At 61.0% G+C, this 25,099-nt stretch carries 23 protein-coding genes and 6 pseudogenes; 11 read left to right on the forward strand and 18 right to left on the reverse strand.

The window, feature by feature from the left end:
• Nucleotides 1-32 precede the first annotated feature (32 nt).
• The gene (locus SB822_RS20535) at nucleotides 33-665 is read right to left on the reverse strand and encodes a M28 family peptidase (protein ID WP_410855479.1); all 633 of its coding nucleotides are present in this window, start codon (nucleotides 663-665) and stop codon (nucleotides 33-35) included.
• 9 nt (nucleotides 666-674) lie between these two features.
• Here SB822_RS20535 and SB822_RS20540 point away from each other — a divergent pair, with 9 nt between their 5' ends.
• Nucleotides 675-887, forward strand: a complete 213-nt coding sequence (locus SB822_RS20540; RefSeq protein ID WP_410855480.1) for a hypothetical protein — start codon at nucleotides 675-677, stop codon at nucleotides 885-887.
• Between the two features lie 215 nt (nucleotides 888-1,102).
• Nucleotides 1,103-1,944, forward strand: a pseudogene (locus tag SB822_RS20545) (IS6 family transposase).
• A gap of 162 nt (nucleotides 1,945-2,106) precedes the next feature.
• Here SB822_RS20545 and SB822_RS20550 read toward each other — a convergent pair.
• Together SB822_RS20550 and SB822_RS20555 are read right to left on the reverse strand one after the other, a co-directional pair.
• Nucleotides 2,107-2,403, reverse strand: a complete 297-nt coding sequence (locus tag SB822_RS20550; protein WP_410855481.1) for a DUF4242 domain-containing protein — start codon at nucleotides 2,401-2,403, stop codon at nucleotides 2,107-2,109.
• An 8-nt stretch (nucleotides 2,404-2,411) separates the two neighbouring features.
• Nucleotides 2,412-6,035, reverse strand: a complete 3,624-nt coding sequence (locus SB822_RS20555) for an AAA family ATPase (RefSeq protein WP_410855482.1) — start codon at nucleotides 6,033-6,035, stop codon at nucleotides 2,412-2,414.
• Between the two features lie 190 nt (nucleotides 6,036-6,225).
• Between SB822_RS20555 and SB822_RS20560 the strand changes: the two genes are divergently transcribed.
• Together SB822_RS20560 and SB822_RS20565 are read left to right on the forward strand one after the other, a co-directional pair.
• Nucleotides 6,226-6,549, forward strand: a complete 324-nt coding sequence (locus SB822_RS20560; protein WP_410855483.1) for a hypothetical protein — start codon at nucleotides 6,226-6,228, stop codon at nucleotides 6,547-6,549.
• 370 nt (nucleotides 6,550-6,919) lie between these two features.
• A complete protein-coding gene (locus tag SB822_RS20565; RefSeq protein ID WP_091783648.1) occupies nucleotides 6,920-7,363 on the forward strand; it encodes an HU family DNA-binding protein in 444 nt (147 codons plus the stop codon).
• A 240-nt stretch (nucleotides 7,364-7,603) separates the two neighbouring features.
• On the opposite strand, the pseudogene SB822_RS20570 reads toward SB822_RS20565, so the two are convergent.
• Nucleotides 7,604-8,295 (reverse strand): annotated as a pseudogene (locus SB822_RS20570) (hypothetical protein); the annotation flags it as partial.
• 354 nt (nucleotides 8,296-8,649) lie between these two features.
• Between SB822_RS20570 and SB822_RS20575 the strand changes: the two are divergent.
• Entirely contained in the window at nucleotides 8,650-9,102 is a 453-nt protein-coding gene (locus tag SB822_RS20575; RefSeq protein WP_410855484.1) for a hypothetical protein, read from the forward strand.
• A gap of 66 nt (nucleotides 9,103-9,168) precedes the next feature.
• Nucleotides 9,169-9,777: pseudogene (locus SB822_RS20580) on the forward strand (ISKra4 family transposase); the annotation flags it as partial.
• 203 nt (nucleotides 9,778-9,980) lie between these two features.
• Here SB822_RS20580 and SB822_RS20585 read toward each other — a convergent pair.
• From SB822_RS20585 to SB822_RS20595, 3 genes are all read right to left on the reverse strand, one after another.
• Nucleotides 9,981-10,322, reverse strand: a complete 342-nt coding sequence (locus tag SB822_RS20585) for a hypothetical protein (RefSeq protein ID WP_410855485.1) — start codon at nucleotides 10,320-10,322, stop codon at nucleotides 9,981-9,983.
• Nucleotides 10,323-10,536: 214 nt separating this feature from the next.
• Nucleotides 10,537-10,779, reverse strand: coding sequence for a hypothetical protein (locus SB822_RS20590; RefSeq protein ID WP_410855486.1), 243 nt, complete (start codon nucleotides 10,777-10,779; stop codon nucleotides 10,537-10,539).
• A 56-nt stretch (nucleotides 10,780-10,835) separates the two neighbouring features.
• Complete coding sequence (locus tag SB822_RS20595; RefSeq protein ID WP_318224827.1) at nucleotides 10,836-11,396, reverse strand: DUF29 domain-containing protein; 561 nt, start codon at nucleotides 11,394-11,396, stop codon at nucleotides 10,836-10,838.
• Nucleotides 11,397-11,761: 365 nt separating this feature from the next.
• On the opposite strand from SB822_RS20595, the gene SB822_RS20600 reads away from it, so the two are divergent.
• Complete coding sequence (locus tag SB822_RS20600; RefSeq protein ID WP_318224826.1) at nucleotides 11,762-12,952, forward strand: FIST N-terminal domain-containing protein; 1,191 nt, start codon at nucleotides 11,762-11,764, stop codon at nucleotides 12,950-12,952.
• 57 nt (nucleotides 12,953-13,009) lie between these two features.
• Nucleotides 13,010-13,230 (forward strand): annotated as a pseudogene (locus SB822_RS20605) (DDE-type integrase/transposase/recombinase); the annotation flags it as partial.
• A gap of 275 nt (nucleotides 13,231-13,505) precedes the next feature.
• On the opposite strand, the gene SB822_RS20610 reads toward SB822_RS20605, so the two are convergent.
• Nucleotides 13,506-14,906: a sensor histidine kinase gene (locus SB822_RS20610; protein WP_410855487.1), complete on the reverse strand. Its 1,401-nt coding sequence runs from the start codon at nucleotides 14,904-14,906 to the stop codon at nucleotides 13,506-13,508.
• Between the two features lie 41 nt (nucleotides 14,907-14,947).
• On the opposite strand from SB822_RS20610, the gene SB822_RS20615 reads away from it, so the two are divergent.
• A complete protein-coding gene (locus tag SB822_RS20615; RefSeq protein WP_410855488.1) occupies nucleotides 14,948-15,586 on the forward strand; it encodes a hypothetical protein in 639 nt (212 codons plus the stop codon).
• A gap of 37 nt (nucleotides 15,587-15,623) precedes the next feature.
• Here the strand turns inward: SB822_RS20615 and SB822_RS20620 are convergent, their stop codons facing one another.
• From SB822_RS20620 to SB822_RS20635, 4 genes are all read right to left on the reverse strand, one after another.
• On the reverse strand, nucleotides 15,624-16,178 hold the full coding sequence (locus SB822_RS20620) for a hypothetical protein (protein WP_410855489.1): 555 nt from the start codon (nucleotides 16,176-16,178) through the stop codon (nucleotides 15,624-15,626).
• An 11-nt stretch (nucleotides 16,179-16,189) separates the two neighbouring features.
• A complete protein-coding gene (locus SB822_RS20625) occupies nucleotides 16,190-16,633 on the reverse strand; it encodes a DUF2244 domain-containing protein (RefSeq protein WP_410855490.1) in 444 nt (147 codons plus the stop codon).
• Nucleotides 16,634-16,811: 178 nt separating this feature from the next.
• The gene (locus SB822_RS20630) at nucleotides 16,812-16,979 is read right to left on the reverse strand and encodes a hypothetical protein (protein WP_158660673.1); all 168 of its coding nucleotides are present in this window, start codon (nucleotides 16,977-16,979) and stop codon (nucleotides 16,812-16,814) included.
• Nucleotides 16,980-17,037: 58 nt separating this feature from the next.
• The gene (locus SB822_RS20635; RefSeq protein ID WP_007741193.1) at nucleotides 17,038-17,559 is read right to left on the reverse strand and encodes a hypothetical protein; all 522 of its coding nucleotides are present in this window, start codon (nucleotides 17,557-17,559) and stop codon (nucleotides 17,038-17,040) included.
• 1,084 nt (nucleotides 17,560-18,643) lie between these two features.
• Here SB822_RS20635 and SB822_RS20640 point away from each other — a divergent pair.
• Nucleotides 18,644-18,947: pseudogene (locus SB822_RS20640) on the forward strand (DUF1488 domain-containing protein).
• Nucleotides 18,948-19,043: 96 nt separating this feature from the next.
• Nucleotides 19,044-19,586 carry a hypothetical protein gene (locus tag SB822_RS20645; RefSeq protein ID WP_007741195.1) on the forward strand — a complete coding sequence of 181 codons (543 nt, stop codon included), beginning with the start codon at nucleotides 19,044-19,046 and terminating at the stop codon, nucleotides 19,584-19,586.
• Between the two features lie 200 nt (nucleotides 19,587-19,786).
• Here the strand turns inward: SB822_RS20645 and SB822_RS20650 are convergent, their stop codons facing one another.
• From SB822_RS20650 to SB822_RS20675, 6 genes and pseudogenes are all read right to left on the reverse strand, one after another.
• Nucleotides 19,787-20,128 (reverse strand): cytochrome C oxidase subunit IV family protein, encoded by a 342-nt coding sequence (locus tag SB822_RS20650; RefSeq protein WP_131243926.1) that lies wholly within the window; start codon nucleotides 20,126-20,128, stop codon nucleotides 19,787-19,789.
• A gap of 8 nt (nucleotides 20,129-20,136) precedes the next feature.
• Nucleotides 20,137-20,844: a heme-copper oxidase subunit III family protein gene (locus SB822_RS20655; protein ID WP_410855491.1), complete on the reverse strand. Its 708-nt coding sequence runs from the start codon at nucleotides 20,842-20,844 to the stop codon at nucleotides 20,137-20,139.
• Nucleotides 20,841-21,452 carry a cytochrome c oxidase subunit 3 gene (locus SB822_RS20660; protein ID WP_410855492.1) on the reverse strand — a complete coding sequence of 204 codons (612 nt, stop codon included), beginning with the start codon at nucleotides 21,450-21,452 and terminating at the stop codon, nucleotides 20,841-20,843. The genes SB822_RS20655 and SB822_RS20660 overlap by 4 nt, the downstream gene beginning before the upstream one ends.
• Entirely contained in the window at nucleotides 21,449-23,203 is a 1,755-nt protein-coding gene (gene ctaD, locus SB822_RS20665) for a cytochrome c oxidase subunit I (RefSeq protein WP_410855493.1), read from the reverse strand. Before ctaD ends, SB822_RS20660 begins: the two co-directional genes overlap by 4 nt.
• 13 nt (nucleotides 23,204-23,216) lie before the next feature.
• Nucleotides 23,217-24,365, reverse strand: coding sequence for a c-type cytochrome (locus SB822_RS20670; protein ID WP_410855494.1), 1,149 nt, complete (start codon nucleotides 24,363-24,365; stop codon nucleotides 23,217-23,219).
• 387 nt (nucleotides 24,366-24,752) lie between these two features.
• Nucleotides 24,753-25,099: pseudogene (locus SB822_RS20675) on the reverse strand (hypothetical protein); the annotation flags it as partial.

Below are 25,099 nucleotides of genomic sequence, written 5' to 3' on the forward strand. Positions count from 1 at the left end.
AAGGGTCCGCGGGCTCACAAGCAAGATCGTCCTCACCGCATGCCGGGAGCGGCGGGCGTCGGCGCGAGCGACGCGACGCTCGCTGCGAGGCCGAGCGTCACGGCCGCCATGCGGCCATAGTCGAGCGTCGCGGGGACATCGTGAGAGGTATGGTAATGTGGGTTGCGCAGGTACGCGGTGTCCGTGACCATCACCGCCGGATAACCTTCGCGCCAGAAAGACGAGTGATCGCTCAACGCGACGCCCGGCACCCACCACGGCAACGCCGCACTTTGCGGCGGAAAATCCGACGAGGCCTGAAACGCATTGGTTAGCCATCTCAGTCGCTGCGCCGAGCGAAGGTTGGAAACGAAGCCGATGAAATTGCCGGTTGACGGATAGAAGTAACGCAGTAGCGGCGGATACGCCTGGGTGCCCGGCTCGTCCAAGTAGTAGCCAAGCATCTCGAGCGACAACATCAGGCGAATGCGATCCCCGCGCAGACGTGCGGCCCTCGCATACCGCAGACTTCCCATGTCGCCGCGGAAGAAAAACGGTGCTTCCTCATTCACGAACGCGACGCAGCGCATGGTGTACAGGGGCGCAAACGCCTGAAGCAGAAACATCGTCTCGAGCAGCGCGGCGACGCCGCTCGCGTTGTCGTCGGCCCCGGGACTGTTGGGCACCGTGTCGTAATGCGCACCCAGTACGATGATTTCGTCAGGCTTGACGCAGCCTCGATGTCGAGTATGACGCAAATCAATGCGCGCGAAATCGCCGCAGTGGTTGCTTGGAAGTGCCAATCCGATGCAATGCCGCTACTGGCGACGTGGTGGTTAGGAGGTGTCATTCTCGAGACCGGCGTACTGGCGGGCTTTGTGCTCGGGAAGCACATGAAAAAGCGGTAGACCATCAAAGGTGAACCGACTTCGCCGAAATTGACTCGACCAATCCCGTCATTCGAGCCTTCCGTTAGCTCGCCGATTCTTGATGACTGGTCGCAGAAGAATCGAATCTGCCCTATCGTCGAGACTTGTTCGACGCCTCCCGGCACTCGCCGCGACACCTTCGCAGTCTTGACGACCTCGACAGGCCCTCGGTCAACGCTGAAGATCATCCGTTGATGAATCGTTTCCACAAGCCAGAGGCCGAGAAGCGCTCCGTTGGGGTCATTTATTCGGGCTCTGTCGCATTAACGCGGGCGAGGAAAAATTCGAGGCGAACGAACACGCTCTGGCCACACGATGAAGAAGACAATGACGCCACAAACGACGCTTGCTCCGGACATCGCCAAGGTTCTGAAGCGCCTGCACATCCGCTTGAAGTGATCCTGCTGTGCGTGCGATGGTACGTTGCCTACTCGCTGAGTCTTCGCAATCTCGAGGAAATGATGGCCGAGCGCGACATTTGCGTCGATCATTCGACGGTGCATCGTTGGGTCATCAAGGTGGTGCCACTGTTCGAAAAGACATTTCGCAAGCACAAGCGTCCGGTCGGCAAGAGCTGGCGTGTCGACGAAACCTATATCGAGGTCAAGGGCTCGTGGAAGTATCTTTACCGGGCAGTGGATAAGGCGGGCAACACCATCGATTTTCTGTTCAGAGCCAAGCGGGGAAGGCTGCTGCGCGGCGCTTCTTCGAAAAGGCAATTGATCAGAACGGCTCGCCCGAGACCGTGACCATCGACAAAAGCGGCGCCAATCTGGCCGCGCTTAACGCGGTGAACGCCCAGCGCGAGATGCCCATCAAGGTTCGTCAGATCAAGTATTTGAACAACATCGTGGAGCAGGACCATCGGGCCATCAAACGCCGAATCCGACCGATGCTCGGGTTCAAGGATTTCAACTGTGCGCGCGTCATTCTAAGTGGCATCGAATTGATGCACATGATCAAGAAAGGACAGGTGAAATGTCCGGGCAGAATTTCGCTGTCTGCCGCACAGCAATTTTACTCGTTGGTTTCGTAAGCCATCCTTTGCATATCACCTTTTCTTGACCTGCTTTCCTTACCGCGACAGAACCGACTCGAACGCGTCGATTGCTGGTTGCCGCCGCTGCCCGAATACCTTGGCGGCAATCCTGTCGTTGGATCGGCTCAGCCATCAGACAATGCGTCCGTGCCCCACAGTCTAGTTAAACATTTCCGGCCGCAGGTCGCTTACCTCGATGATCACGTCGGCGGGCAGATTCGCCCGACGAGCAGCGGCGCGGATGGCGTCTGCGTTGGGCGCCTCGTACAGGCAATAGGTCTTCTTCTTGTCCGCGCTGAGAAACGAAAAGAGCCACTCGACGCCTTCCTCGTCGTTGATTCTCTTCACAGTTGCAGCACTTTCGCCCGTGACCTCGAGTTGTTCCGCAAAATTACGTTCAATCATAAAACGCGGCATGTGATTCTCCTTGAGTAGCGACTTCTCGTTGCGCGTCAAACACTGTACTAACTTTTGGGCCGAGCTTCTGTCTGCGCGCCACCGATGCGCTCCACGAGAGCGAACATCTTGAGTTTTCTGGCTGCGGCGGCCGCCATCGAGAGCAGATCTTGCGCTCGTTTTCTATCTTCTCTGCCATTGCGCGCCGCCAGCATGAGCGCGTATTCGTGCCGACCATGGGCTAGCCACGGCCACGCCCGTAAGCGCTCATCCATGCGCAGCGCGTAGTCGAAATGCTGTTCGGCGGCTGACCAGTCGCCGAGTGCATAGGCCAGCATGCCAAGAAACCGTGCCGCAGATCCGCAGCAAAGCGTAAAGACTGGAACCGTGACGACCTGATCCTGGAACGGCAGGAGAAGGGCATAAATCCGTTCGGCATGTTCGACGTCCCGCAAGCGGGCAGCAACCTCCGCCAGATATGTCAACGTGACAAGCCGCCTGCTGTCTACGGGGATGCTGGATTCCGATTCCGCAAGCCGATCGAGATTGTCGCGGGCCTGCGCGTCGAAGCCGAGATCACTACAGATCAACATGAATCCTGGCCGCCACGTAGCGTCCTCAGAATGCTCGTCGACAAACCGCTTGAAGATCGGCGCTACCTCGGCGAGCCGACCCTGTTCGCGGCGTATCGTGAACATTTGCATGCCGTAGACACCCGTTGCGAGATTCGCGTCAGCGTTCTGCGCCATCTGCAACGAGTCGCGCGCCTTGTGCTCCGCCTCAGCAAAGTCACCGACGAGTATGGCCCGCATCGCCTGCGCCCCCGTAACGCACCACTTGTCGACAAAGTGCTGTCCACGGGCGGCAATCTGCCGATACCGCTCCAGCGCGCTCTCGAAACTGTCCACCTTGCCGATCTCCAGGTAGCCGGCAAGACATCGGGCGCATGCATGACCAATGGTGTGCGCATCGCCGAGAACTTCCGCGATCTGCCTGAGTTCCAGCAATACGCTTTCACGCTCCGGAAACCTGTTCGCAGCCAACGGGAGAGCCCCGACATGCATCAGTTCGCACGCCAATGCGTCAAACAGGCTCGGCAGATCGTTCAGGCGTCTGGCAAGATCGACGGCCTCCACGGCAAATTCACTATTCTGTTCGCGTGCACCCGTCATATGAACTGTGCGGAGAAGGCGACTCAACAGTCGGCAACGCTCGACCGACTGCTCGGTACCGATCAGGGTGAGCGCCTCTGCCAGCAACGAAAGCGATTCATCGCCGGAGCCTTCGAGGAACGTCTCTGCGGTGTCAAACTCCAACGCTGCCTGCACGAGATACGACGTGAGCTTCTGTTCGCGGGCAATTCGGGCGGCCTCGCGAAAGGTCGCGATCGCCTCGCGCCGGGCCAGTCGGAGCTCTGCCCTGCCCCTTGTCAGCAGCAGAGTCAGCAGGTGGCTGGCCCGAGTCGGCTCGCTGTGGGAGCATCGATTGACCAGTTCAAGTCCGCGATGCACATGGGCGATAGCCTCGTCGTAGGCGGCGCCCGCGAGTGCCCGCTCCCCGGCACGCTGCAAATAGCCGAGCGCGCGATCCGGCAGATCGGCAGCAGCGAAGTTCTGAGCGATCAATTCGGGTTGCCGCTCGACGATGTCCGGATAATGTTCTTCGAGCGCGGCGGCGATTAGCGCGTGGTAATGGCGGCGGCGCGCCAGCAGCAGGGATTGATATGCAATTTCCTGGATCAATGCATGCCGGAACAAATAGGCGTCGCCTCCAACGGGTTTCCCTGAAGCAGGTGTAATGATTTCGGCCGCGATCAGGCGATCGAGCTTTTGTTGCAGTTCATCCTCTGACCTGGACGCAATCAACCCAAGCAGCTTCCTGTCGAACTCACGTCCCACCGTGGCTGCGATCTGCGCCGTTTCCTTGACGGTTGGCTCCAGCCGGTCGAGCCGCGACAGAAGCGAGCCCTGCAGCGTGTCCGGAATCGCGATCGTCTGCGGCGTGCCTTTCAACTCGTAGCTGACGCCCGCATCCTGCAACAGATCGCCCTGGAGAACGGTCTTGGTCAGTTCCTCGACGAAGAGCGGCACACCGTCCGTCTTCGAGACGATCTGATCGAGTACGAGATCCGGAAGCCGCTTGCCCCCCGTCAGCCGCTCGACCATCGCAACGCAATCGCGGCGCGATAACCGGTCGAGATTGCGTTGTACGAGATGAGGGTAAGTCCATCCGGGTTCAAACTCAGGCCGCGCCGTGACAAGTACCAGCAGCCGGGAGGACACCAGTCGCTCAACCACGAGCCGAACAAACTCGAGAGATGACGGATCGATCCAGTGCGCGTCTTCGACAACGAAGAGTACCGGCTGAACGCGCGTCGACGTTTCGAGTATCGCCACCAGCACGTCCAGCGTCCGGCGCTTGAAGGAAGGCGAAGATGTCTCAACTGTCGGATGACGCGCTCCTGTCGGAATCCAAAGCAAACTTGTAAGAACCAGTAGCGTCTCGTCGGCATCGACTCCGAGTCTCGCGATCCCAGCCTCTAGCCGCTCCATATCCGACGCATCCGAAGCGTCGGGGCCGACGCCGAAAGTGCGCTGTAGCCAGCGTTGTACCGGCCAAAAAGGGCTGTTGCGATAGTACGCGGAACAGTGAAGCGAAACGACCACATGTGAATCGTCACTAATGCCGTCGCAGAGCGCCCGCAGCACGCGAGATTTTCCGATTCCCGGCTCGCCGGTCAACAGCACGCAGCGCATGTCCCCATCGACACTCTGCCTCCAGTGCCGCCGGAGCATCTCGAGTTCTGCAGCCCGGCCGATGAGTGGCGTGATCCCTTGGACCGCCCTGATTTCGAAGCGGTCGATCGTATCCGCTTGCGCCAGCACACGTTGAACCCGGACCGGACCAGTGACCCCTTTCAGTTCGCGCCAGCCAAGGTCTTCAAGCTTGAACGATCCTTGGATCAGGCGTTGCGCGGCCGGTCCCACGACTATCGAGTCGGGAGGAGCGAGCGACTGCAGTCTTGCGGCAATGATTGGTGCCTCTCCGACGATCGCACGATGATCCAGCGAAGATCCAGCGCCAATGGCGCCAGCTACGACAAGTCCCGTTTCGATCCCGATTCGCGCCTGCAGGCGCACGCCGTACTCCGTTTCGATGAGTTCGTTGGCCTCGCGAAGCGCAGCTATGGCGGCAAGGGCGGCGAGTACTGCACGTATGGCATCGTCTTCGTGCGCATTCGGATAGCCGAAATAGACGAGCAGGCCATCGCCGATATAAAGCGCGATATGGCCTTCATGAGCTTCGATCGCGCGTGCACATGCTTGATGGTAGATCCCTAGCAGACGTCGCATGTCCTCTGGATCGAATCGCTCGGCCAGCGCTGTCGAATCGATAAGGTCGACGAACATCACTGTGATTTGGCGTCTCTCGGCCCCGATGGCTCCGGATGCAGGCGGCGAAGACAAGGCCCCGCGTTCCTCCGCCGGCTCCAGCGAATGTGCGTGAGCTTCGGCCAGCGCCGCGAGTCCTTTTGCGAGCCGCTTGCGGTCGCCAAGCGTAAGGCCGAGTTCCTTCAGGTCACCCTCGGAAAGATCGCCGAGCACATCCCAGTCGATCCCTTGCAAGGTGAACTTCGCAGCGTGCGCGCCGAGGCCAATCTGCGCTAACCATGTCGTCAGATCGTCGGTCATCGCTGCATCTCTGGAGTACCCGTCCAACGTTATCATCGGCGACGTGGCGCAACTTGTCCACGCGGCTTCGCGCCTCTTTTCGGCGGGTGGCTGGAGAGCCGCGTACGATCGGACTTGTTAAGTAGTTACGACGAACATTACCCCGCCTGGTCACTGCGTTTTGAGCGCGTTCACCGCCCACTCGATCGCTATGGGAGCGTTCCGGAAAACGATTCCCACCGAAGTCTCGTGGATCGGGCTCGGCGTCTTCCTGTTGCCGACGCTCGTGCTGAGCATGCTCGCTCGCTGGCAGTTGGCCGCATCCATTCGCGAGACCTCCGCGTTGTTGCTCGGCGTCGCCGTGTATTTCGCGTACATGCTGCTGGGCAACTTCCTCAACCTGCGATTCACCTACCCCGAAGTGACGCCGTACCTTGGCTGGGTGAACAGCGCGCTTCTCACAATGACGCTGGGCGCATCCGGTATTGTCCTCGCGGCATGTGCGGCGCGTTGGCTCCGGCCGGCTACCGTCTAAGGTTTCATCCGGCTCGGACGGCACGTCTAGGCGTGCTCGAGGCGGCGGGGGCACCGGATTACGCTGAGGTGGAGCAGATCGTGCCGCCCTCGCCTCTCTGACGGCAGCCAAAGACCGAGTCCAGAATCCGAAGCAATCCCAGGAATCCTGAAAACACTCACCTTTCGCCGGTAGCTATTCGTCGTCTACAAGGGGGGCATCCCCCCACTTTTGGGTCCATCGAGCGGAACTGTGTTGCGGGAAGTTCATTTCAGCGCCTGTTTTAAGGCTTTTTCTCGACACATAGCGCACCGGACGTCATAGAATGCCTGTGCTTACTGCATGAACTGTGGCGAGCACCTCCTAATTCGAAAGTGAGTCATCCACGACTATGGCAAAGACTGCAACGAAGACGGCAACCAAGACCGCAACGAAGGCTGCTCCGAAAGCTGCCAAACCGGCTACCAAGGCTGCACCGGCAAAGGCTGCAAACGGGACGGCGAAAAAGCTGGTCGCCGGCGCACCTGTGAAAGAGACATTCACAAAGGCTTCGCTCGCCAATCACGTTGCACAAGCGGCCAATGTTGAACCGAAGGCTGCGAAAGCGATTCTCGCCGCGCTGGAAGACACCATCCTCGGCTCGGTTCACAAGAAGGGTGCCGGCGAATTCACGCTGTCAGGTCTTCTGAAGATCACGGTTCAGCAAGTGCCCGCGAAGAAGAAGCGCTTCGGCAAGGACCCGTTCACGGGCGAAGAACGGTGGTTCGACGCGAAACCGGCAACGGTTCGCATCAAGGCGCGCGCTTTGAAGAAGCTCAAGGACGCGGCTGCATAAATGCAATGGCTTTAATCTGCTGCCTCACAAGCAGCAACCTGTGCGGGCGCCGATGTCGGCGCCCGTGTTCATTTCAGCCCTCGTATCCGTCGCTATGCACGGTGGCGGCCCTTCACGTTCGCTACGTCTGGCTCCCGAAGCATCTCATCTATCCGTTCCGACGCAACTGACCATCTGCCAACCGGCTGGTGTGACCAGGGCGCTTTCCGTTGGGCATCGCATCCAGAAAAACTGGTTCTGTCAGTTACTTGCTGGCGGACGCTTACCGGGTTCTGCAGAGCGGAGCTCCGCCGTCTCCGTAACAGGCTCGCCACACTGGTTGCAGAAAGGGAAAAAGGCGAAGTTACGGCCGCCGCAGGCGCAGACCTTGAAAAGATTCAGCCCGCAATGGATGCAGTACGAGGCCTGCTCGCCGCCAAGATGCCACGGCTTGTCGCACGACGGGCACAGCTTCTTCTGGAATGTACTGAGCGCCTTTTCGTAGTCGACGCCACGTGCGCGTTCGGTCCGACTCTGTTTCAGATCGGCGCGCTTTCGCTCCACATATTTCTGGAACGCACGGAGCATGTAGATCCCAGCGAACACGACGAGCGCGATACCCACCAGCACGCGTACATATCCCCCGAAACTGGGCAGGTACGGGACAAGCTCGACGAAGAACGCCGTCAGCGCGAAGAGGCCAAAGCCGTACACGAACGGCCAGTATCGGCTTTTGCGAAAGCGGATGAACAGCCATACGGCAACGACGAGAAGCGGGAGCGTCAACGCAAGGCGCCACCCGAACACGATGAGTTCGTAACGACGGCTTGCCGCCTCGTAGCGCTTGTCGGTGGCCCGCCACGCGGTGCGTACATGAGATCGCGGATCACGAGCGAGCCAACATGCTCAGGAAGATCGCGAAGGCGATCGCGATGATCCAGGAAGCGATTTTCAGCAGACGTGCCGGCCTCGAATATGCCTAGCTGTTGCCCATGTTGATCTCTTTTCTCATCAAAGGTGACCCCCTAAGTCTGTTGTGGAACTCCAACTTCGGCCGCACCGACGGCTGGAAGCGCGAGGATGATGTCGTTCTATCGTGGCAGGACCGTCGAACTGCGCTCCCGCGAGAGTTTTCCCGTTCGTGCGGTGTCCCTAGAAAACCTTGCTCGTCTGCAGTGCCGATCTGCGAGAATATTCGGGATTGCCATCCCGAACATTCTCCCCTAACGTGCCAGTGTCGGCGTAAGGCAATGTGCCCGAACAACTGCGCCCGCGATGTCGCGTTTTCATACCACGAGGTTTTTAGGATGCCTCGCTCCAAACACAGTGGACGTTCTGGCAAGCGCCGGGTTATCCCGTCGAAGAATGCCCTCCTCCCGCTTCCACAAGCCAGGATCACCGAAATTTCATTGGGATACCATCTCGCACTTGCGGCGTGTGGCGGGCTCCACGGCAGCTCTCATCTTTTTAACGAGTTGACCCGCGCGATCTACCTGACTTTCTATCTCGGCGAAATGGGCTACATGCGCGTCGCACTTGATCTGTACCGCATGGCTGAGGCGGGTCTCGAAGCTGGGATCCGGCGCGGCAACGAAAATGGCTCGTGGCAACTCGATCCATCGGCGGTGGCGACGCTGGAAGTGGTTCTCCAGGTTCACGACTCGCAGCTTGCGAGCGCGCGTGCTGGTGATCTGATCAAGGCGGAACAGCGGCTGACCCGTTTCATCATGAGCGCCAAGACAGCGTCTCCGTTCGACTAGGCGGGCGACAGGCGGCTCAGGCGGATAGGGCTTGGCCAGCCGTACCTCCAGCCGTACGGTGTCCGCGTCGGCGCGGACCAGCCGGTAACTTTCCTGTCCGAAGGCGGTGACACGGTGCGCCGCGCCCAGCTCGACTTTGGCGATTGTGGCGAGAGAGTACCCGACTGGTTTCACGTCGCCATGCGGATACAGAATCTCGAACAGATGATCAAGGGGTTACCGGACCGCGGCGAACGACCATGTGTCGACACGCCGATCGATGGGCTGCGCAGTGCGAAGTGGCACCGCTGGCACGGCTGCCCCTATCCGGCACTGCAGCGGCTTGAAAGCCTGGGTTGGGAACTCGCCAAGGATGGCAGACCCGAGGAGACCAGGCTGCTGGCCAAACTGGAGGAGTTCATCGGTTACCTCGAGAACAACGAGAGCTTTATCGTGAACTACGGAGACCGCCACTGTCATGGCGAGCCAATCACCTCGAGCTTCGTGGAGTCGGCTGTCAACCAGGTGGTCAGCAAGCGTTTTGTGAAGCGGCAGCAGATGGCATGGCGACCGGCTCATGCGCAAGGCCTGCTCCAGGTGAGGACGGCCGTCCTGAATGAGCAGTTGCGATCATGCTTCGGGCGATGGTATCCGACGCTCGCGAGCAACGAGCACGCTCACGATATCGCGGCATAGCCCTCGCTTTGGCGCGGTCTCCGATTCGGAGATCACCCTCGTCCGTTTCGATGACGAATGGTTCGGCTTCGTCAGCTGGACCGGAAGCCTCGTAGTGAACGCCTCGACGTTGTACGATTTCGCGACCCTATCCTCACGCAGGCAAACATGTAGCTCCTGCAAGTCATGGCCCAGTCGCTGGGACTCGTCGCGCTGTGTGGCGCTCACCGCCCGGTCAGCATCCGGAGGATTTTCTGTACGATGCGCTCATGCTGCTCCAGCGCTTCATCGAGGGTACGTGCTCCGTAGCTCTCGTTGTCCCGCGCTTGCATGCCGGCAATGCGCGTCACGAAAAGCAGGACCTCCCCCGTACTGGTTCCGGACACACCGCGGAAGCGGGTCGTGACTGTCACACCGGATTCTTCCAGCAACGTGCGGCGAAAGATCTGTTCGTTCCCAGACATCCAGCGCGACCATTCGCTGCGGTCGAATACCTCGACAGGCGTGTTCTTCTCGTCAAGGACATAGAAGTGTTCGTGATTGCGCGTGGCGGTGCGGGATTTCATATCTCAATGGTATGGCGTAAGCAGGAAGCCGATCGCCTCCCGCCATCAGGTCTCATCGACGTGCCCAACCCAGTCGTTATGTTCTGTCGCCTTCACGACCTCCAGTTGCCCAGGACCAGCCAGCGCGTTGTCAAGCGCCCCGCCGAAACGCGCCGGAACATGTAAGACGCCGTCAACCGTTCAACGAGAGGATTCGCAACGTTTTCTGGATGGATCATGGGCGTTCGGAATTCGGAAACTCGACCATGTTGGCAAGACGCCTCGCTTCGGCAAAACGCTGTTCCGTCAAACATGTGCGCGTGACCGCCTCCCATGCGAGATATGCACCGAAGGCGTAGTCGCGATACGTGCCGCGCGTTACCACGGACAACGCTGAATCAGCTTTCCTGAGTTGGAGCTTGATCTCTTCTTCGACGGCGGCGGTCACTTCTTCATACGTCCACAGGCTCTTGCTCATTCCACGTCCTCGTCATTGAACTGGTCATAGTCCCGCCTCTCGCCGCGTCGATCGATTCAAGTTCCGCGGCGATGTTCAGGCGGTCGATTCCTATGCCCTGCCGGGGCGCAGTAATGCCACCAGTTCAGTGGCGCAGCCGGGGAAGTCCCGATCCCCGGGTGTTCTGGTTGCGCTCGCCTGCCCTGGTCCGGCCAGAACATCGAATCGAGGCGCTGCTCCATCGCCCACGGGCAGCGCTCAGGAAAGAACGCAAAGCCGATACTCGTTTCCCTGCTCGCTTGCTGGCGAGCGTCGGCCCACACATCCTTGATCCACTCGTCATCGGCGAGGCTCGGATGCAGGCTGGGTGTGCCCCTCAGCTGCGCCTTCAGCCGCTCGCGCTGCACGCGGATCATCGAATGCAGGCTCGGCGAGCGCAGGTCCGGCTGGTACTGCCACCTGAGAAGCCACACGGTAAGGCTCGCCATGCGGTGCGTCATGTCGCGCACTTCACCTCTGGCCACGTCCTCAATTTCGTCGGCGATGTGCTCGACGTCGATTTCCTCAAACCGCCCGGCGCGCAGCAGCGCTGCCTGTTCTCGGGCCCACGCGATAACGTCCTGATCGGGGCTTGTCATGATCGTGATCCTCCGAAGTCTGAAGGTCAGTGGATCCTGGAGATGTACGACGTGAGCGTTGCCACGCCGGTGGCGCGTACGACGATGCGCCGGACGACGAGAACCCGGTGAAACGTCCACCTGCGCGCGAGCCGGAAGCGTTCGTGATACCGTCGCTGCGCATTCTCTTCTACAGTTAATGTAGCACCCGGTGATCATCAAGGTCGGGACGCGGCGCAGAGCTTCAATGGGCCGGAGTGTTACCATTCTTTTTGGGTGTGAACGCTCGATGAGTACACCTTGAATCACCGGTTGTTTGTTCCCTGACCGCCATTTCGACCGCGAAGTCGTCGCTGGCGTATTGTTGTCCTCGGCAGGTTTGTGCCATGAACCACGCTTCGTTTATCCATGCTCATGCTGCTGACGCCGATTGGCGGGTGGCGCTCGCCGGGTGTCAACGGCAACTTGACACCCGGATGACGGCGAGTGCGGCAGAGCAACATGTATCTGCGCGGTTCACTCTCGGATGGTGTTACCTGAGCGACTATTACGCATCGGCGTCCGAGGCGATCCTCGATGAGCTGCATCGCGCTTATCCCGGCGTCGCCTGGGTCGGTACGATCGGCGTTGGCGTGGCCGCCAGCGGCGTCGAATACATCGACGAACCGGCCCTCGCGCTGATGGTCGCGCCGCTGCCGCGGGAGTCGTTCCGGCTCTTCTCCGGGCAACAGCCTCTGCCTGCGGGGTCCTCCGGGTTCGTCGCCCATACGGCGCTGGTCCATGCCGAAAGCACCACACCGGACCTGCAGGAATTGTTGCAAGAACTGAGTGCCCGCACCACCACAGGCTATCTTTTCGGCGGTCTGTCCTCGGCGCGAAACCGGCCGCTACACTTCGCCGACGGTGTGTTCAGCGGTGGGTTGTCCGGTGTGCTGTTCGGCCCCGAGGTCGGCCTGATCTCTCGCGTGACTCAGGGCTGCCAGCCTGTCGGGCCGGTGCGTACCATCACCCGGGCCGAACACAATCTGGTGCTCACGCTGGACGGCAAGCCCGCTCTCGATTGCGTGTTGCAGGATCTTGGCCTCGACGGGGATCTGTCAGCCGATGAGTTGTCTCAGGCCCTGTCGACTACGCTAGTGGGTTTGAGCACGGGTGCCGAGGATGTGCCGACGTGGCCCGGAAAGTTCGGAGCGGATACGTTCGTGCGGCACCTGATCGGTGTCGATCCCCGGCACCGGATATTGGCGATTGCGGACCTGGTCGAGCCAGGCATGCATCTGGCGTTTTGCACGCGCAATGCCGAGGCCGCCAGGCGAGATCTGGTGCGCATTGCGACGGAGATCCGGGCGGAACTGGAAAGCAGCACGACAACCCACCTGTCGGGTGCCCTGTATGTCAGTTGCTCGGGACGCGGCGGGCCGCATTTTGGAGCGCGGCATGCGGAACTGCAGACGGTGCGGAATGCCCTGGGCGAGGTGCCGCTGGTGGGCTTCTTCGCCGGCGGCGAGATCGCAAGGAGTCACCTTTACGGCTACACGGGGGTGCTGACCGTCTTCACGAGCCCAGGATTGAGCTGAGCGACAAAAGCGGATCTGGCGGCACTACAGGAGCTCAACGCTGACCGTGAGACACCGATCAGGATTCGCCAGAAAAAATTCCTGAACAACGTCGTCGAGCAGGACCACCGTGCCATCAAGCGTCGCAGCACCCGGTCGATGCCCGGCTTCAAGAATTTTCGTTGCGCACGCCTAATTCTGGGTGGCATCGAGATCATGCATATGATCGTCAAGGGCCAGATGAAAAAAGAGGCATCGAGCAAACTCCCGCCCAGCAGTTCTACTCGTTGACTGAATAAGTAGCAATCCTGATCATATCGACGTTCGTTTCACCCGTCTTCCTTATCGCGACAAATCCTTCACGGGTAGCCCCTACATTCAGATTGCTTCGGTTCGGTGATAGTTAGCTACGTTGATTAGCTCGCTTCTGCCTCCTGTCCGGCTCGAATGCGGCCGCGCCTACGATCTCTGCGGCGGCAGTCGCTTCGGAAGTGTCGAAGTGCATCGACGGACTATAAACACTCCCTTCGGCCATATTCGCAGGCCCGGATTCAGCCCCCGCCTTGGCGCGCTCCTACCTGGCAATTGCTTGCGCCGGAAGGGGTAAGCGTATGTGAAAGGTCGTCGCGCCCGGCTGCGAACTGACGAGAATCGTTCCACCATGCCGATTGACGACTATACGGTAGGCAATATCGAGGCCCAGGCCCGTCCCCTGGCCGACCGGCTTGGTGGTGAAGAACGGTTCAAACAGCCGCGAGTGAATCTCCGGCGGGATACCAGGACCGCTGTCAGTGAACTCGACCACCGCGTAGTCGCCCTCACGGCGCGTGGAAATGACAAGGTCGCCACGGCCCTCCATGGCGTCGACCGCATTGTCGACAATATTGGTCCATACCTGATTGAGTTCGCTTCCGTACGCCTGAAGACGGGGCAGGCTTCGGTCGTATTCGCGTCTTACTGCGACCGACTGGATGAGCCGGTGGCGCATAATGGCGAGCGTATCCTCGATGCCATCGTGGATGTCTACCTCCTGTTGTGGCGCCTGGTCCATATAGGCGTACGCCTTGAGCGCCTTGACCATGTCGGAAATGTGCGTTGCGCTCCCGGTGGCATCCTTTAGCAGCGCGCGCAGTTCAATCGTCGCACCGAGCCACCGGATGCTGACGTTAAACTGGTGCGGTGCCAGACTTTCGCCGAGCGCAGCGATGTCATCACGCACGATACCGCCTGCGATCAAGCCGGGGGCCACCAGCCATGGCTTTTCGACCCCATGGGCAGCCAGCCAATCGCCCAGCCTGCTTTCCGCAGCTGCTCTCGCCAGGTCGTCCCCAGGCGCCTGTCTCGCCTTGGCGCACGCGCGCGCGCTCAACGCATGAATGAGTTCGATTGCCTCATGCGGAATCGAGCTGAGGCTGAGGGCGTGGAGCGATTCATCCAGAGCTTCGCGAACCTCGTTTGCACGGTCTGTCGTGCGCGCCAACGCTGCGGCAGGATTGTTCAACTCGTGTGCAAGTCCAGCCGCCAGCTTCCCTAATGCGGCCATCTTCTCTCGCGTTCGCAACAATGCCTCAAGGTTAGTGAGACGCTCGGCCGTCGCGCGGAAGATGATTTTGCTGAAGGAGTCACTGCACGCGAGCAACTCGCGCAACACTGGCTCGGAAAGCCTGACCAGGTGGCTGTCGGACTCGGCCTTGAGCGTCGTCAGTGATGGCGTCCCCGCGAGCAATGGCACCGCGCCACAGAAACCTGGCGCAACATATCGACGAACCGGCATCTGCTGTCCGTCGATCAGTCTGCTCGCCACAATTTCACCGTCCAGGATGACAAAAAAGCCCCGGAACGTCTCGCCTTCGTTGCGAAGCACTGCACCTGCCTCGACGCGCATGTCCTCGAGGTTCGCCTGCAGCCACTGCAGGCGTAGTTCGGATAAGTCCGCAAAGAGCGGGACCTCGCGCAAATCCTGAAGTGCAACCATAGGCCCACCAATGTCAGTGACCAAGGACTTTCCGCGCGGCGATGCTGACTTCAGTCAGCTTGTCGCATAGCTACCGTAATAGCGCTTCTGACAGATCCGCGAAAAGCGCATGCTCGCGAAGTTCATCAAGCTGGGGCATCGCGCTGACCTACGGGTTGATGAACAGAACGAACCCTGAGGAAGCGGACGCTCGCGACGTGTCGTGGCTCTGCGCGGCGAGCTTCAGAAAGAATTGTAGTGCCGGCGTCCTCAAGCCATTGCGCGTGATTCTGGTGCAATATAAGAGTGTGGTAACTGCCGACGAAGACGGAGGCAGCGTGGAAAACTTCAAGAGGCTCGGGCTGTTTTGTCGGCTATTCCTTGGTCTGTTTGTGGGCTTCTTTTGCGTAACGGCCGCCCTTTTCGTACGTTACATGTCGGTGGAACAGCTGCCGCAGGTAACCGTCTTGCAGTCGAAAAATGCATCACAAGCCTTGTCGGGAAGCGCCCCGGCAGTCTCATTCACGTCCGCCTTCCCACTTCAACCAACAACGCCGTCGCTTCATACCGAGGAAAAGACACTCATTGCGTCGTCGGCTTCCACTTTCGTCGCGTTCATTGCGGCCGCGGTAACTAACTTTCTGAGCTGGCGGAAAGACAGGGCGAACGCGGTCAAGGAAAAGCGGGGCCCGTCCCGTTAGCCCCGAACCAGGAAGTTGCGCCTCGACCCGCGCACCGTCAGCTGTGCGACCTGGTACGCATGCCGCCCACACCGACCTTGCCACGCCCGGCACGACCGGTTTTGCCATGCGACGAAATGCCCGGGCGCGGCTTCTTCCTGGAGACAGCCGTGAACGTCGGCTGATCTGCGGGGTAGTGAGTCACCCTGTTCACCGCTGCGTGACAGGTCCGATGGTCAGGGTTGAGGGCGAGCTTGACGGCTTGCACGCCATAGGATTTCCCACCGCTTTTGATCACGTCGCGCAACCGAACCGACAACGATTTGCCGCGCGGCGCCGGGGCATTCCCGGATCCGATCTGCTCGAACCAGGCGTCGGCGCGCGCGATCGCATGCTTCACACCGTTGACGGTGACGTATGTCACCGTCTTGCCGAGCTCGTAGTTGGAAGCCTTAACGTCGATTGCCATGATGGACACCTCTCCGAACGATACCGAGTGCGCGGCGCATTTCGCGTGGCGCCGATCATTGGCGTGAGCATCGCGTGCGGTATCGGCATCGTCGGGGCGCTCGGCGTGTTGCTGTGCGGCCGATCCCGCATGCCGGGCGATCATCGGCCGGCATGTCAGCAGTCGTCCACGATAAAGCGGCGCAATTGACGCACGAACTCCGCGCGGGCGGCGGCAGGCAGTTGCCGTCCGACGGGAATACGCTGCCAGCCGTCGCAAAGGTAGACGGCGCCATCGCTGTCGCCGAGAGACACGGACAAGCGGGCCGCATTCATCCGATGCATCGTGCGGCATCCGCGCTCGTGTATTTCGACGATCACGAACGGGGGCGCGAACGTCAGCACCTCGCCGTCCGTCGCATGCCTGGCATAGGCGATAAAGGCGATGCCGACGGCCACGGTGCAAAGCATCGAGAAGGGCAACGCGAGCCACACGCCGGATGCGAATGCCGCTGCCACGCCGATCGCGAGGACGAGCGCCATGAGGAACACGGTCGCGGCGAGCGACTGCCGCGGCGTGAGGGAGCAGTTGCGCTTGAGGCGCCACTCGCGGGTCGGCACACCTCCCTCGCCGTCAAAAGGGCCAGGCCCGTACGACCGCCTGAAGTATGCATACATGATCGAAAGTCCCGCATCGCGGAGCCATTCGTGCCGCGCTGCCGCTCTGCCTTCGCAACCATCACACGTTCGAGACGCCGCCCCTCGTCGGATGACGGGACGTATCGGCATTCCCAGCTTGTCAGCGCGCGATGACCGACGCGGCGATCCGGTCGGCCAGCGCCCCGAGAATGCGGCTCCGCGCAGCGGCTTGTGCCGCCGCGCCGCGGTTCTCCAGCGCCGCCTTGAGCGTTGCCTGTTGCATCGAGGGAGCGCGGACGGGCTGCCCCGATTGCAGCGTCCTGTTCATGTTGTTGCGCAGCGAGCCCTTTTTGCTCTGGAGACCGGTCGATCAGCACGGCACCGGACTACGACGGGCCGCCCGCGTCCGCCTTGACCCTGCGGGACGTGTTGCGCTCCAGTCTCATGTACAGGTTCGCCGTCACGATACCGAAGACGATGTGAACGAACAGGCTGGCCCAGTTGCGCGCTTCTGCGAACCACGGAAAAAACTGTGTCATGCCGTAGAAATTAATCAGGTAAACGGCTGCAGCAAAAGCGCCACCCGTCAGTGAAGCCATCCCCATGCTTGAGTCAAGGTTGAATGACGTCATGATCAGACCGAGGATAAGCGCCAATACGATGGCAAGGCCAAAATGCACCACAAAGGCCGCGAACACGATGCCAATTGAGAATGCTTGCGGCGATTGCAATGCGCCTCGTCCCAGCATGATCGCGGCGACCATGCGTGGGGGCTCCAGCAGACTTCCGCCCGTCATCAGTGCCATCAGGATGACCCCTAACGCCAGGAACACAGCGCCCGCGATTGCGCCTGCCAGCACGGCTGCCCGCCAGTCGGGCTGGCCGTGCGTGAAATGATGGGAATCCATGTGAAGTTCCACAATTTCTCTCCCGATTGATTCGGATAATTCATTCTAGTCCTCCAGCTCGCGAGACTGATAGCGCCGCATGGCTATCGCCACCCCGACGGATGATCCACGTTCTGGCGACAACGTGGCGTGATGAACTGTGCGTGCAAGAGACCCTTGAGGCGCATCAGTTGTTGGCCGCGGCAGACCTGTCAGCGGATCGATAATTAATCTTTTAGCTCGCAGTGGAGGATCAAATGCCTGCGAAACCACGGATCGAGCGCAACGCCGCGATGGACACGGTCCAACGCAGGGTGTTTCGGGACCGGCTGGGGCTTCCGTCCGGCGACGCTTTGACGAACAGTACAAGCCGCCTCGTTAGAACGCGACTGCTCGATCGAGCTCGAAGTCGACGACATGCTTCTGGAAGTACAGGACACTGGAAGCTCGTTCCCCTGAGGCAATGCTCAGGGGTAAAAGTACGCATCTTGCGCCCACGGCAGCGCGGTCAGGCGTCTCACCATAGCCGCAAGCGTACCGGTGACACGGCCGCGAACGTAATGGTTACTTCTTCGTAGCAGTACGGCGATCCACACGGATTCCAACTTGGTTTGCCCGGCTAGCCTCGAAACCGAGAACCTGCCAGGCAGCAACGACCCCCAACTTCCCTGCCTTTGCGCGCACGGTGAGCCGGTAACGATTGCACTGGTCCGGTGTGCTGTCCCGAGCTGGCGTGACCTGCGTGGTGGGATCGTCCGGTGACACTTCGATTTGCGCGTCGGTCGACCGACGCGAACCTTCTGCGCACCATGCTAGCGACGATTTCTCTACTGACTCTCTTCCGCGTCTACGTGTTGCATCTCCGCTGGGGCCCGTCTTTGCTGCTCGCGGCGATCCTCCCCCACCGATCCTCCCCCACCGATCCGGTGCTGGCCCACGGCGTCCACATGCACAATCACCGAAATCGCGCTGCCGGTGTCGCTGTTTGCGATCGGCCTGCGCTCGCGGCTGGGCGTGCTCGAGAAACTCTGGACCGTACCGCTGCGACTCGGCAAGTGGGTGTCGGGGCAGATCCACACATCTTTGTACGCCGGTGGAATTGCCAATGCATCGTCACTTTCCCGACGACCAGCCGGTCTTCGACGGCGCGAGTCTGACAGTGCGCTTTACGGCGCGCGTCGACGGCGGGCCGGTTGAATGCGGCAATTGCCGCCGAGGCGCTGCAAGATCATTTCGGCGCCAATTCCGCGCTGGAATCCGCCCTGATGGCTGCTTTCGATAACGGCCGCAATCGTATCTGTTCGGTTTGCGCGGAAGTGATCGACCAGAACAGCAGCAAAGGAGTAGTGTTACATAGCGGACTGTTCAGAGTGGACAGCATGGAACCCGATCGCGGCACCACGGCATAGTCCCGGCGCGTGCCACCGCATGCACCTCTACCTCGGCGCGGGTGAGGTGGGGCGGCATAGTCTGCAACCGCTAGTCAACGATGGAAGGGAGGCCACATGTCACTCATCGTCGCAGCACGCTTTACGACATTCCCCGCCGCTGAACACGCGGCGCAACGGCTCTTCAATGCCGGTTTCGTCGAGGAGGACGTCACACTGTTTTTCGTCAATCCGCCCGGCCAGCACGGAGTCGATACCGGCACCGACGCAAACGCGAGGGGGGCGCCAAAGGGCGCCGAGATAGGCGTCACGATTGGCGCAGTGGTTGGCGCCATGGTCGGCGTCGGGATCTTCGCAGCGTTTTCGGCGCCGCTTATCGTGTCGCTGATCGCGGCCGGGGTGAGTGCGTATGTCGGTTCATTGGCCGGCGCGATGGTGAGCACGCGTGAAGTCAGCATCGAAGATACCCGTGATTCCGGCGTGCTGGTGGCCGTACACGTGTCGCCGGACAGCCAGTCGAACGCCGCACGGGTGCTGCGCGATGCGGGAGGCGCGGCGATCGAACGCGCGACCGGCCGCTGGCAACAAGGGCGGTGGGCCGACTTCGATCCGCTCAAGCAGCCTGTGCCGCTCGACGAATTCAGTGAGAAGCACGCCTGATTTGAAGGTGTTTTTCGCCGAGATTTTCAGCGAGACAGGAAATAAAAACGGCCCGGCATTTGCTGGGTCGTTTTGTATTCAGAGCGGTGCGTTCCAGGCAGGCCCGTGCCGCCGCTCGTCTTGCAGAACGACTTCAGGCCGAGCTCTTCGAGGAGCGAGGGACGCAACGGTCGTCACCTGAGGAGCGGTCGGCGAAGGGGTCAATGGAAGAAGAGTTCCCGCATGCCGAAGGTGTGATGCGCTTCGGCAGCCATCAGCACCAGCAGCACCAGCAGGCACAGGGGCGGTATCAGGATGGCGTACACCAGCGCCAGCCGCTCCCACATCATGTGCATGAAAATCGACACGATCAGCCCGGCCTTGGCGATCATGAGTACGACGATCAGCGCCCAGCGCAGCAGGCCCTGCACGTGGAAGTAATCCACCATGTACGACATCGTGCTCAGTACGAACAGCAGGCCCCAGATTTTCAGGTAGATGCCAATCGGATGCTGCTGGCCGTGCACGGCGTCGGGTAGATGGGTGGGATCGGTGTGGTCCATGGTCTGCCTCACCACAAATAGAACAGCGCAAAGATGAACACCCACACCAGGTCGACGAAGTGCCAGTACAAGCCGGCAATCTCCACGATCTGGAAGTTGCCATACTCGGTGAACCCCGGCCGCAGGATCTTGCGTGCTATCAGCAGCAGGTAGATCACACCGCAGCTCACGTGAAAGCCGTGGAAGCCGGTGATCATGAAGAAGCACGCGCCAAACTGCGCCGCGCCCATCGGGTTGCCCCAGGGGCGGATACCTTCATGGACGATCAGCTTGGTCCATTCGAAGGCCTGCATCGACACGAAGGTCACGCCCAGCAGCGCGGTCGCCAGCAACAGTGCGGCGGCGCGTTTTGCGTTGCGCCGGTAGCCAAAGTTGACAGCCATCGCCATGGTGCCGCTGCTGGTGATCAGGGTAAACGTCATGATGGCGATCAGCAGCAAGGGCACATCCACGCCGCCCACAGTGAGCCCGAACACCTTCGAAGGGTCAGGCCACGGCACCGTGGTCGACATGCGCACCGTCATGTAGCCTATCAGGAAGCTGCTGAAGATGAAGGTGTCCGACAGCAGGAAGATCCACATCATCGCCTTGCCCCACGGCACCTTGAAGGCTTCGCGGTCGGCCGACCAGTCCGTGACGATGCCGTGCCAGCCGTCAGGCCCGGCGTCGGCGGGCGTGGTGACAGCGGATTCGGTCGGGAGCGTGGGCGTGGTCATGGCGCGGCTCCATACAGCGGCCCGCAGATGGCGGCGACGAACCCAGGGGTGATCCACCACATCGCCGCCAGCAGCACGAGCCAGACAGCCAGCAGGAAATGCCAGTAGATGGCGCACAGCGCAATGGCGCGCTGTGCTCGGAAGGGGTCCCCGCGCCGGAGACGCGCGATCGTCACCGCCCAGGCCACCAGCCCGCCCAGCACATGCAACCCGTGCAGGCCGGTGAGCAGGTAGAGGAAGCTATTGGAAGGATTGACGGTGACGGTCTGCCCGGCCGCCGACAGCATGCGCCAGGCGGTCAGTTGCCCGATCACGAACACGGCCGCCAGCACACCGCTGGACACCAGCCACGCCGCGCGGTGTAAGGTCAGCTGCCGGGCACGCTGCATGGCAATACTTGCCAGCACCAGCGCGCCGGTGTTCCACCACAGCAGCGCCGGATGCGGGATCGGCTGCCAGTCGGGCTCGCGCATACGCATTGCATAGGCGAACAGCAGCAGTGAAAACAATGTCGTTGCCACCGCCATGAAGACGATCAGGCCGATGCGGCCCGCATTCGGCAAGACAGGTGGCGCGTCAGGAACGAAGGAGCGGCGCAGCGTGGTCATTCGCGTGCCTCGCCGGGTTCAAGCGTCGGGTGGGCCGGTTCAGGCGCCGTCGCAGGCGGCTGGTTTTGCGGGACGAAGTCTTCCTCGTGCCCCGGCGGGCTGTATTCGTACGCCCAGCGGTAGACGACGGGCAGTGCGGCGCCCCAGTTGCCGTGCACTGGCGGCGTTTGCGGTGTCTGCCATTCCAGCGTGGTGGCCCGCCAGGGGTTGCTGTCGGCACGCTTGCCGCGCACGAGGCTCCACGCCAGGTTGTACAGGAACAGCAACTGCGCCGTCGCAACGAACAGCGCAACGACGGTGATGAACGTGTTGAGCGTCTGCGCCGAAGATGGAATGAAGCTGTAGCCCTCATACGCGTAATACCGCCGCGGCATGCCCAGGATGCCGAGATAATGCATCGGGAAGTAGATCGCATAGGTGCCGAGGAAGGTAACCCAGAAGTGCACGCGCCCGAGCGTGTCGTTGAGCATGCGGCCCGTCACCTTCGGATACCAGTGATACATGCCGCCAAACACCACCAGGATCGGCGACACGGCCATCACCATATGGAAGTGCGCCACCACGAAGTACGTGTTCGACAGCGGAATGTCCACGCTCACGTTGCCGAGGTAGAGCCCGGTCAGCCCACCCAGGACGAAGGTGCTGATGAAGCCGATGGCAAACAGCATCGGCACGGTCAGGTGGATATCGCCGCGCCACAGCGTCAGAACCCAGTTGTAGACCTTGAGGGCGGTCGGGATGGCGATGATGAGCGTGGTGGTGGCAAAGAAGAAGCCGAAGTACGGATTCATGCCGGCGATGAACATGTGGTGCGCCCAGACCACGAAGCTCAGCGCACCGATGATGATGATGGCCCACACCATCATCTTGTGGCCGAAGAGGCTCTTGCGCGCGTGCGTGCTGATGAGGTCCGACACGATGCCAAAGGCCGGCAGCGCGACGATGTAGACCTCCGGATGCCCGAAGAACCAGAACAGGTGCTGGAACAGCAGCGGGCTGCCGCCGGCATGCTTGAGCGTCTGCCCCATCGACACCACGGCCGGTATGAAGAAGCTGGTGCCGAGTGTCTTGTCGAGCAGCATCATCACCGCCGACACGAACAGCGCCGGAAACGCCAGCAGTGCCAGGATGGTCGCCACGAAGATGCCCCACACCGTGAGCGGCATGCGCATGAGCGTCATGCCGCGCGTGCGCGCCTGCAGCGTGGTGGTGACGTAATTCAAGCCGCCCATCGTTGTCGCGACGATGAAGATCGCCAGCGACACCAGCATCAACACGATGCCCCATTCCACGCCCGGCGTGCCCGGCAGGATGGCCTGGGGTGGATACAGCGTCCAGCCCGCGCCGGTCGGCCCGCCTGGCACGAAGAAGCTCGCCATCAGCACCAGCACGGCCAGCAGGTAGACCCAGTAGCTCAGCATGTTGAGAAACGGGAACACCATGTCGCGGGCGCCCAGCATCAGCGGGATCAGGTAGTTGCCGAAGCCGCCCAGAAACAGCGCCGTCAGCAGGTAGATCACCATGATCATCCCGTGCATGGTGACGAACTGGTAGTAGTGGTTGGCGTCGATGAAACTGAACTTGCCCGGAAAGCCGAGCTGCAGCCGCATCAGGTCAGACAACACCAGGCCGACCAGGCCGATGGCGATGGCCGTCAGCGAATACTGCACGGCGATGACCTTATGGTCCTGGCTCCAGACATAGCGGGTCCAGAAGCTTTGCGGGAGGTGGTCGGTGTGCGCGTAGGACATTGCGTCTGCTCCGCTAGGGTTGGGCTGCGCTGCTGGCGGCCGGGCCGCCTTGCGATTTGATGTAGGTCACCAGCGCGGTCAGCTCCTGCTCGCTCAGGTCGAAGTTCGGCATGATGGGTGAGAAGCCCTTCACGACGCGGGCCTTCGGGTCGCGGATGAAGGCGCGCAGATAGGCTTCGTCCACCTTCGCGGTGCTGCCGTCGGCCATCGTTTCGGTCTTGCCGTACAGGCCCTTCCAGGTGGGGCCCACGCGCGGACTGCCGTCCACGGTATGGCAGGCGATGCAGCCCTTGGCCTCTGCGAGCGCCTTGCCCTGGTCAGCGAGCGCCTGGGCGCTGCCGCCTGCAGCGGCGGGTGCGGCCTGCACCTTGGCTTGCTGCCGCTGCGCGAACGTGCTCTGCTGCGCCAGCCAGTGCGAGAACGATGCTTCGTCTTCCACCACCACCACGCCGCGCATGTTGGAGTGCCCGATACCGCAAAGCTGCGCGCACAGGATGTCGTAACGCCCTGCCTTGGTCGGAGTGAACCAGAAGGTGGTCACCATGCCGGGCACTATGTTCATGCGCGCACGGAACGGCGGTACGTAGAAGTCGTGCAGCACGTCGCGCGACCGTGTCAGGACCTGGATCGGCCGGTTGATCGGCAGGTGCACCTCGGGCGTCTCGATCAGGTAGTTGTCACGGCCGTTGGGGTCGCCGGGGTTCAGGCCGAAGGGGTTGTCGTTGCTGATGTAGCGCACGTCCGTCGTGCCCAGCTTGCCACCGGGGCCGGCAAAGCGGAAGCGCCATTGCCATTGCTGGGCGAGCACTTCCATCTGCAGCACATTGGACGGCGGCCGTACGTAGTCCGCGTAGACGAAGAGCCCCGGCGCCAGCAACGCTGCCACGCCGACAGAGGTCAGGCCGATCAACCACCATTCCAGCCGCTTGTTGTGCGGCTCGTAAGCAGCGCGATGACCCTTGCGGTGGCGGTAGCGCACCAGTGCGATCACGATGAACAGGTTGATCGCGATGAAGAGCGTGCCGGTAATGACGATCGTGATCGTCAGCATGTCGTCCATGCGCACCCAGTTCGAGGCGATCGGTGTGATCCACCAGGGACTGGCAAAGTGAAACCCTACCGCCAATACGATGATCAGGCTCAGGGCAATCGCAAGCGCCATACGCCACCTCGCTGCGCGTCACTCGCTGGAGCCGCTAACTAAAAAGGCTCCTGGCGTCGTTGTGCCGCCTTGCCGTACTTCGTACTGCCTGCGCCGGCACTTCTGCCAGGACCGCTTCGCTGAGCGTTACAAGCGGCTCTAAATCAAAGGTAGTCCTCTCCTCTGCAACGTGCAAGGCAGCGCAAGGGGGAAGCGCGCCACATATACGGATCGCGCGAATGGAGGATTCACTTGCTGCGATGCAATGCAAACGGCCGCCCCTAGCATTGGTTGCCCAGGCGGCCGTCTCCCGAAGGCGCCGGGTGTTTAGAGTCTGTTCACATGTGCGACACGCGTACGTCGCACATGTGAACAGACTCTATCGGCACGCCGGGAAAAAACGGCACGTCAGTGCATCGCGTCCCGCGTGCGCCGTTTCAGCATGCCGTAGACGATTGCGGTGACCGCACCGAACAGCAGGTTTGCCAACAAGGGTCCGGATCCCCGCTCCGAGACGGACCATGGGAACACGGCCGTCATGACATGTTCCACACATACGCGATGATCCCGAAGGCCACCCCGATGACACCCTCCATGCTCACACTCGAATCGAAGTGAAAATGCGCAATAATCGCTCCGAGAATCATCCCCATGGCCATGATGGCGCCGAGCACGTAGTGCAGTACGAGCACCGTCGTCACGATGCCAAAGCTGAAGAGCGACATCTGTTCGAGCGCACTCGGGCCCATTACCAT

Source organism: Paraburkholderia sp. SIMBA_054, assembly GCF_046534875.1.
Taxonomy (GTDB): Bacteria; Pseudomonadota; Gammaproteobacteria; order Burkholderiales; family Burkholderiaceae; genus Paraburkholderia; species Paraburkholderia hospita.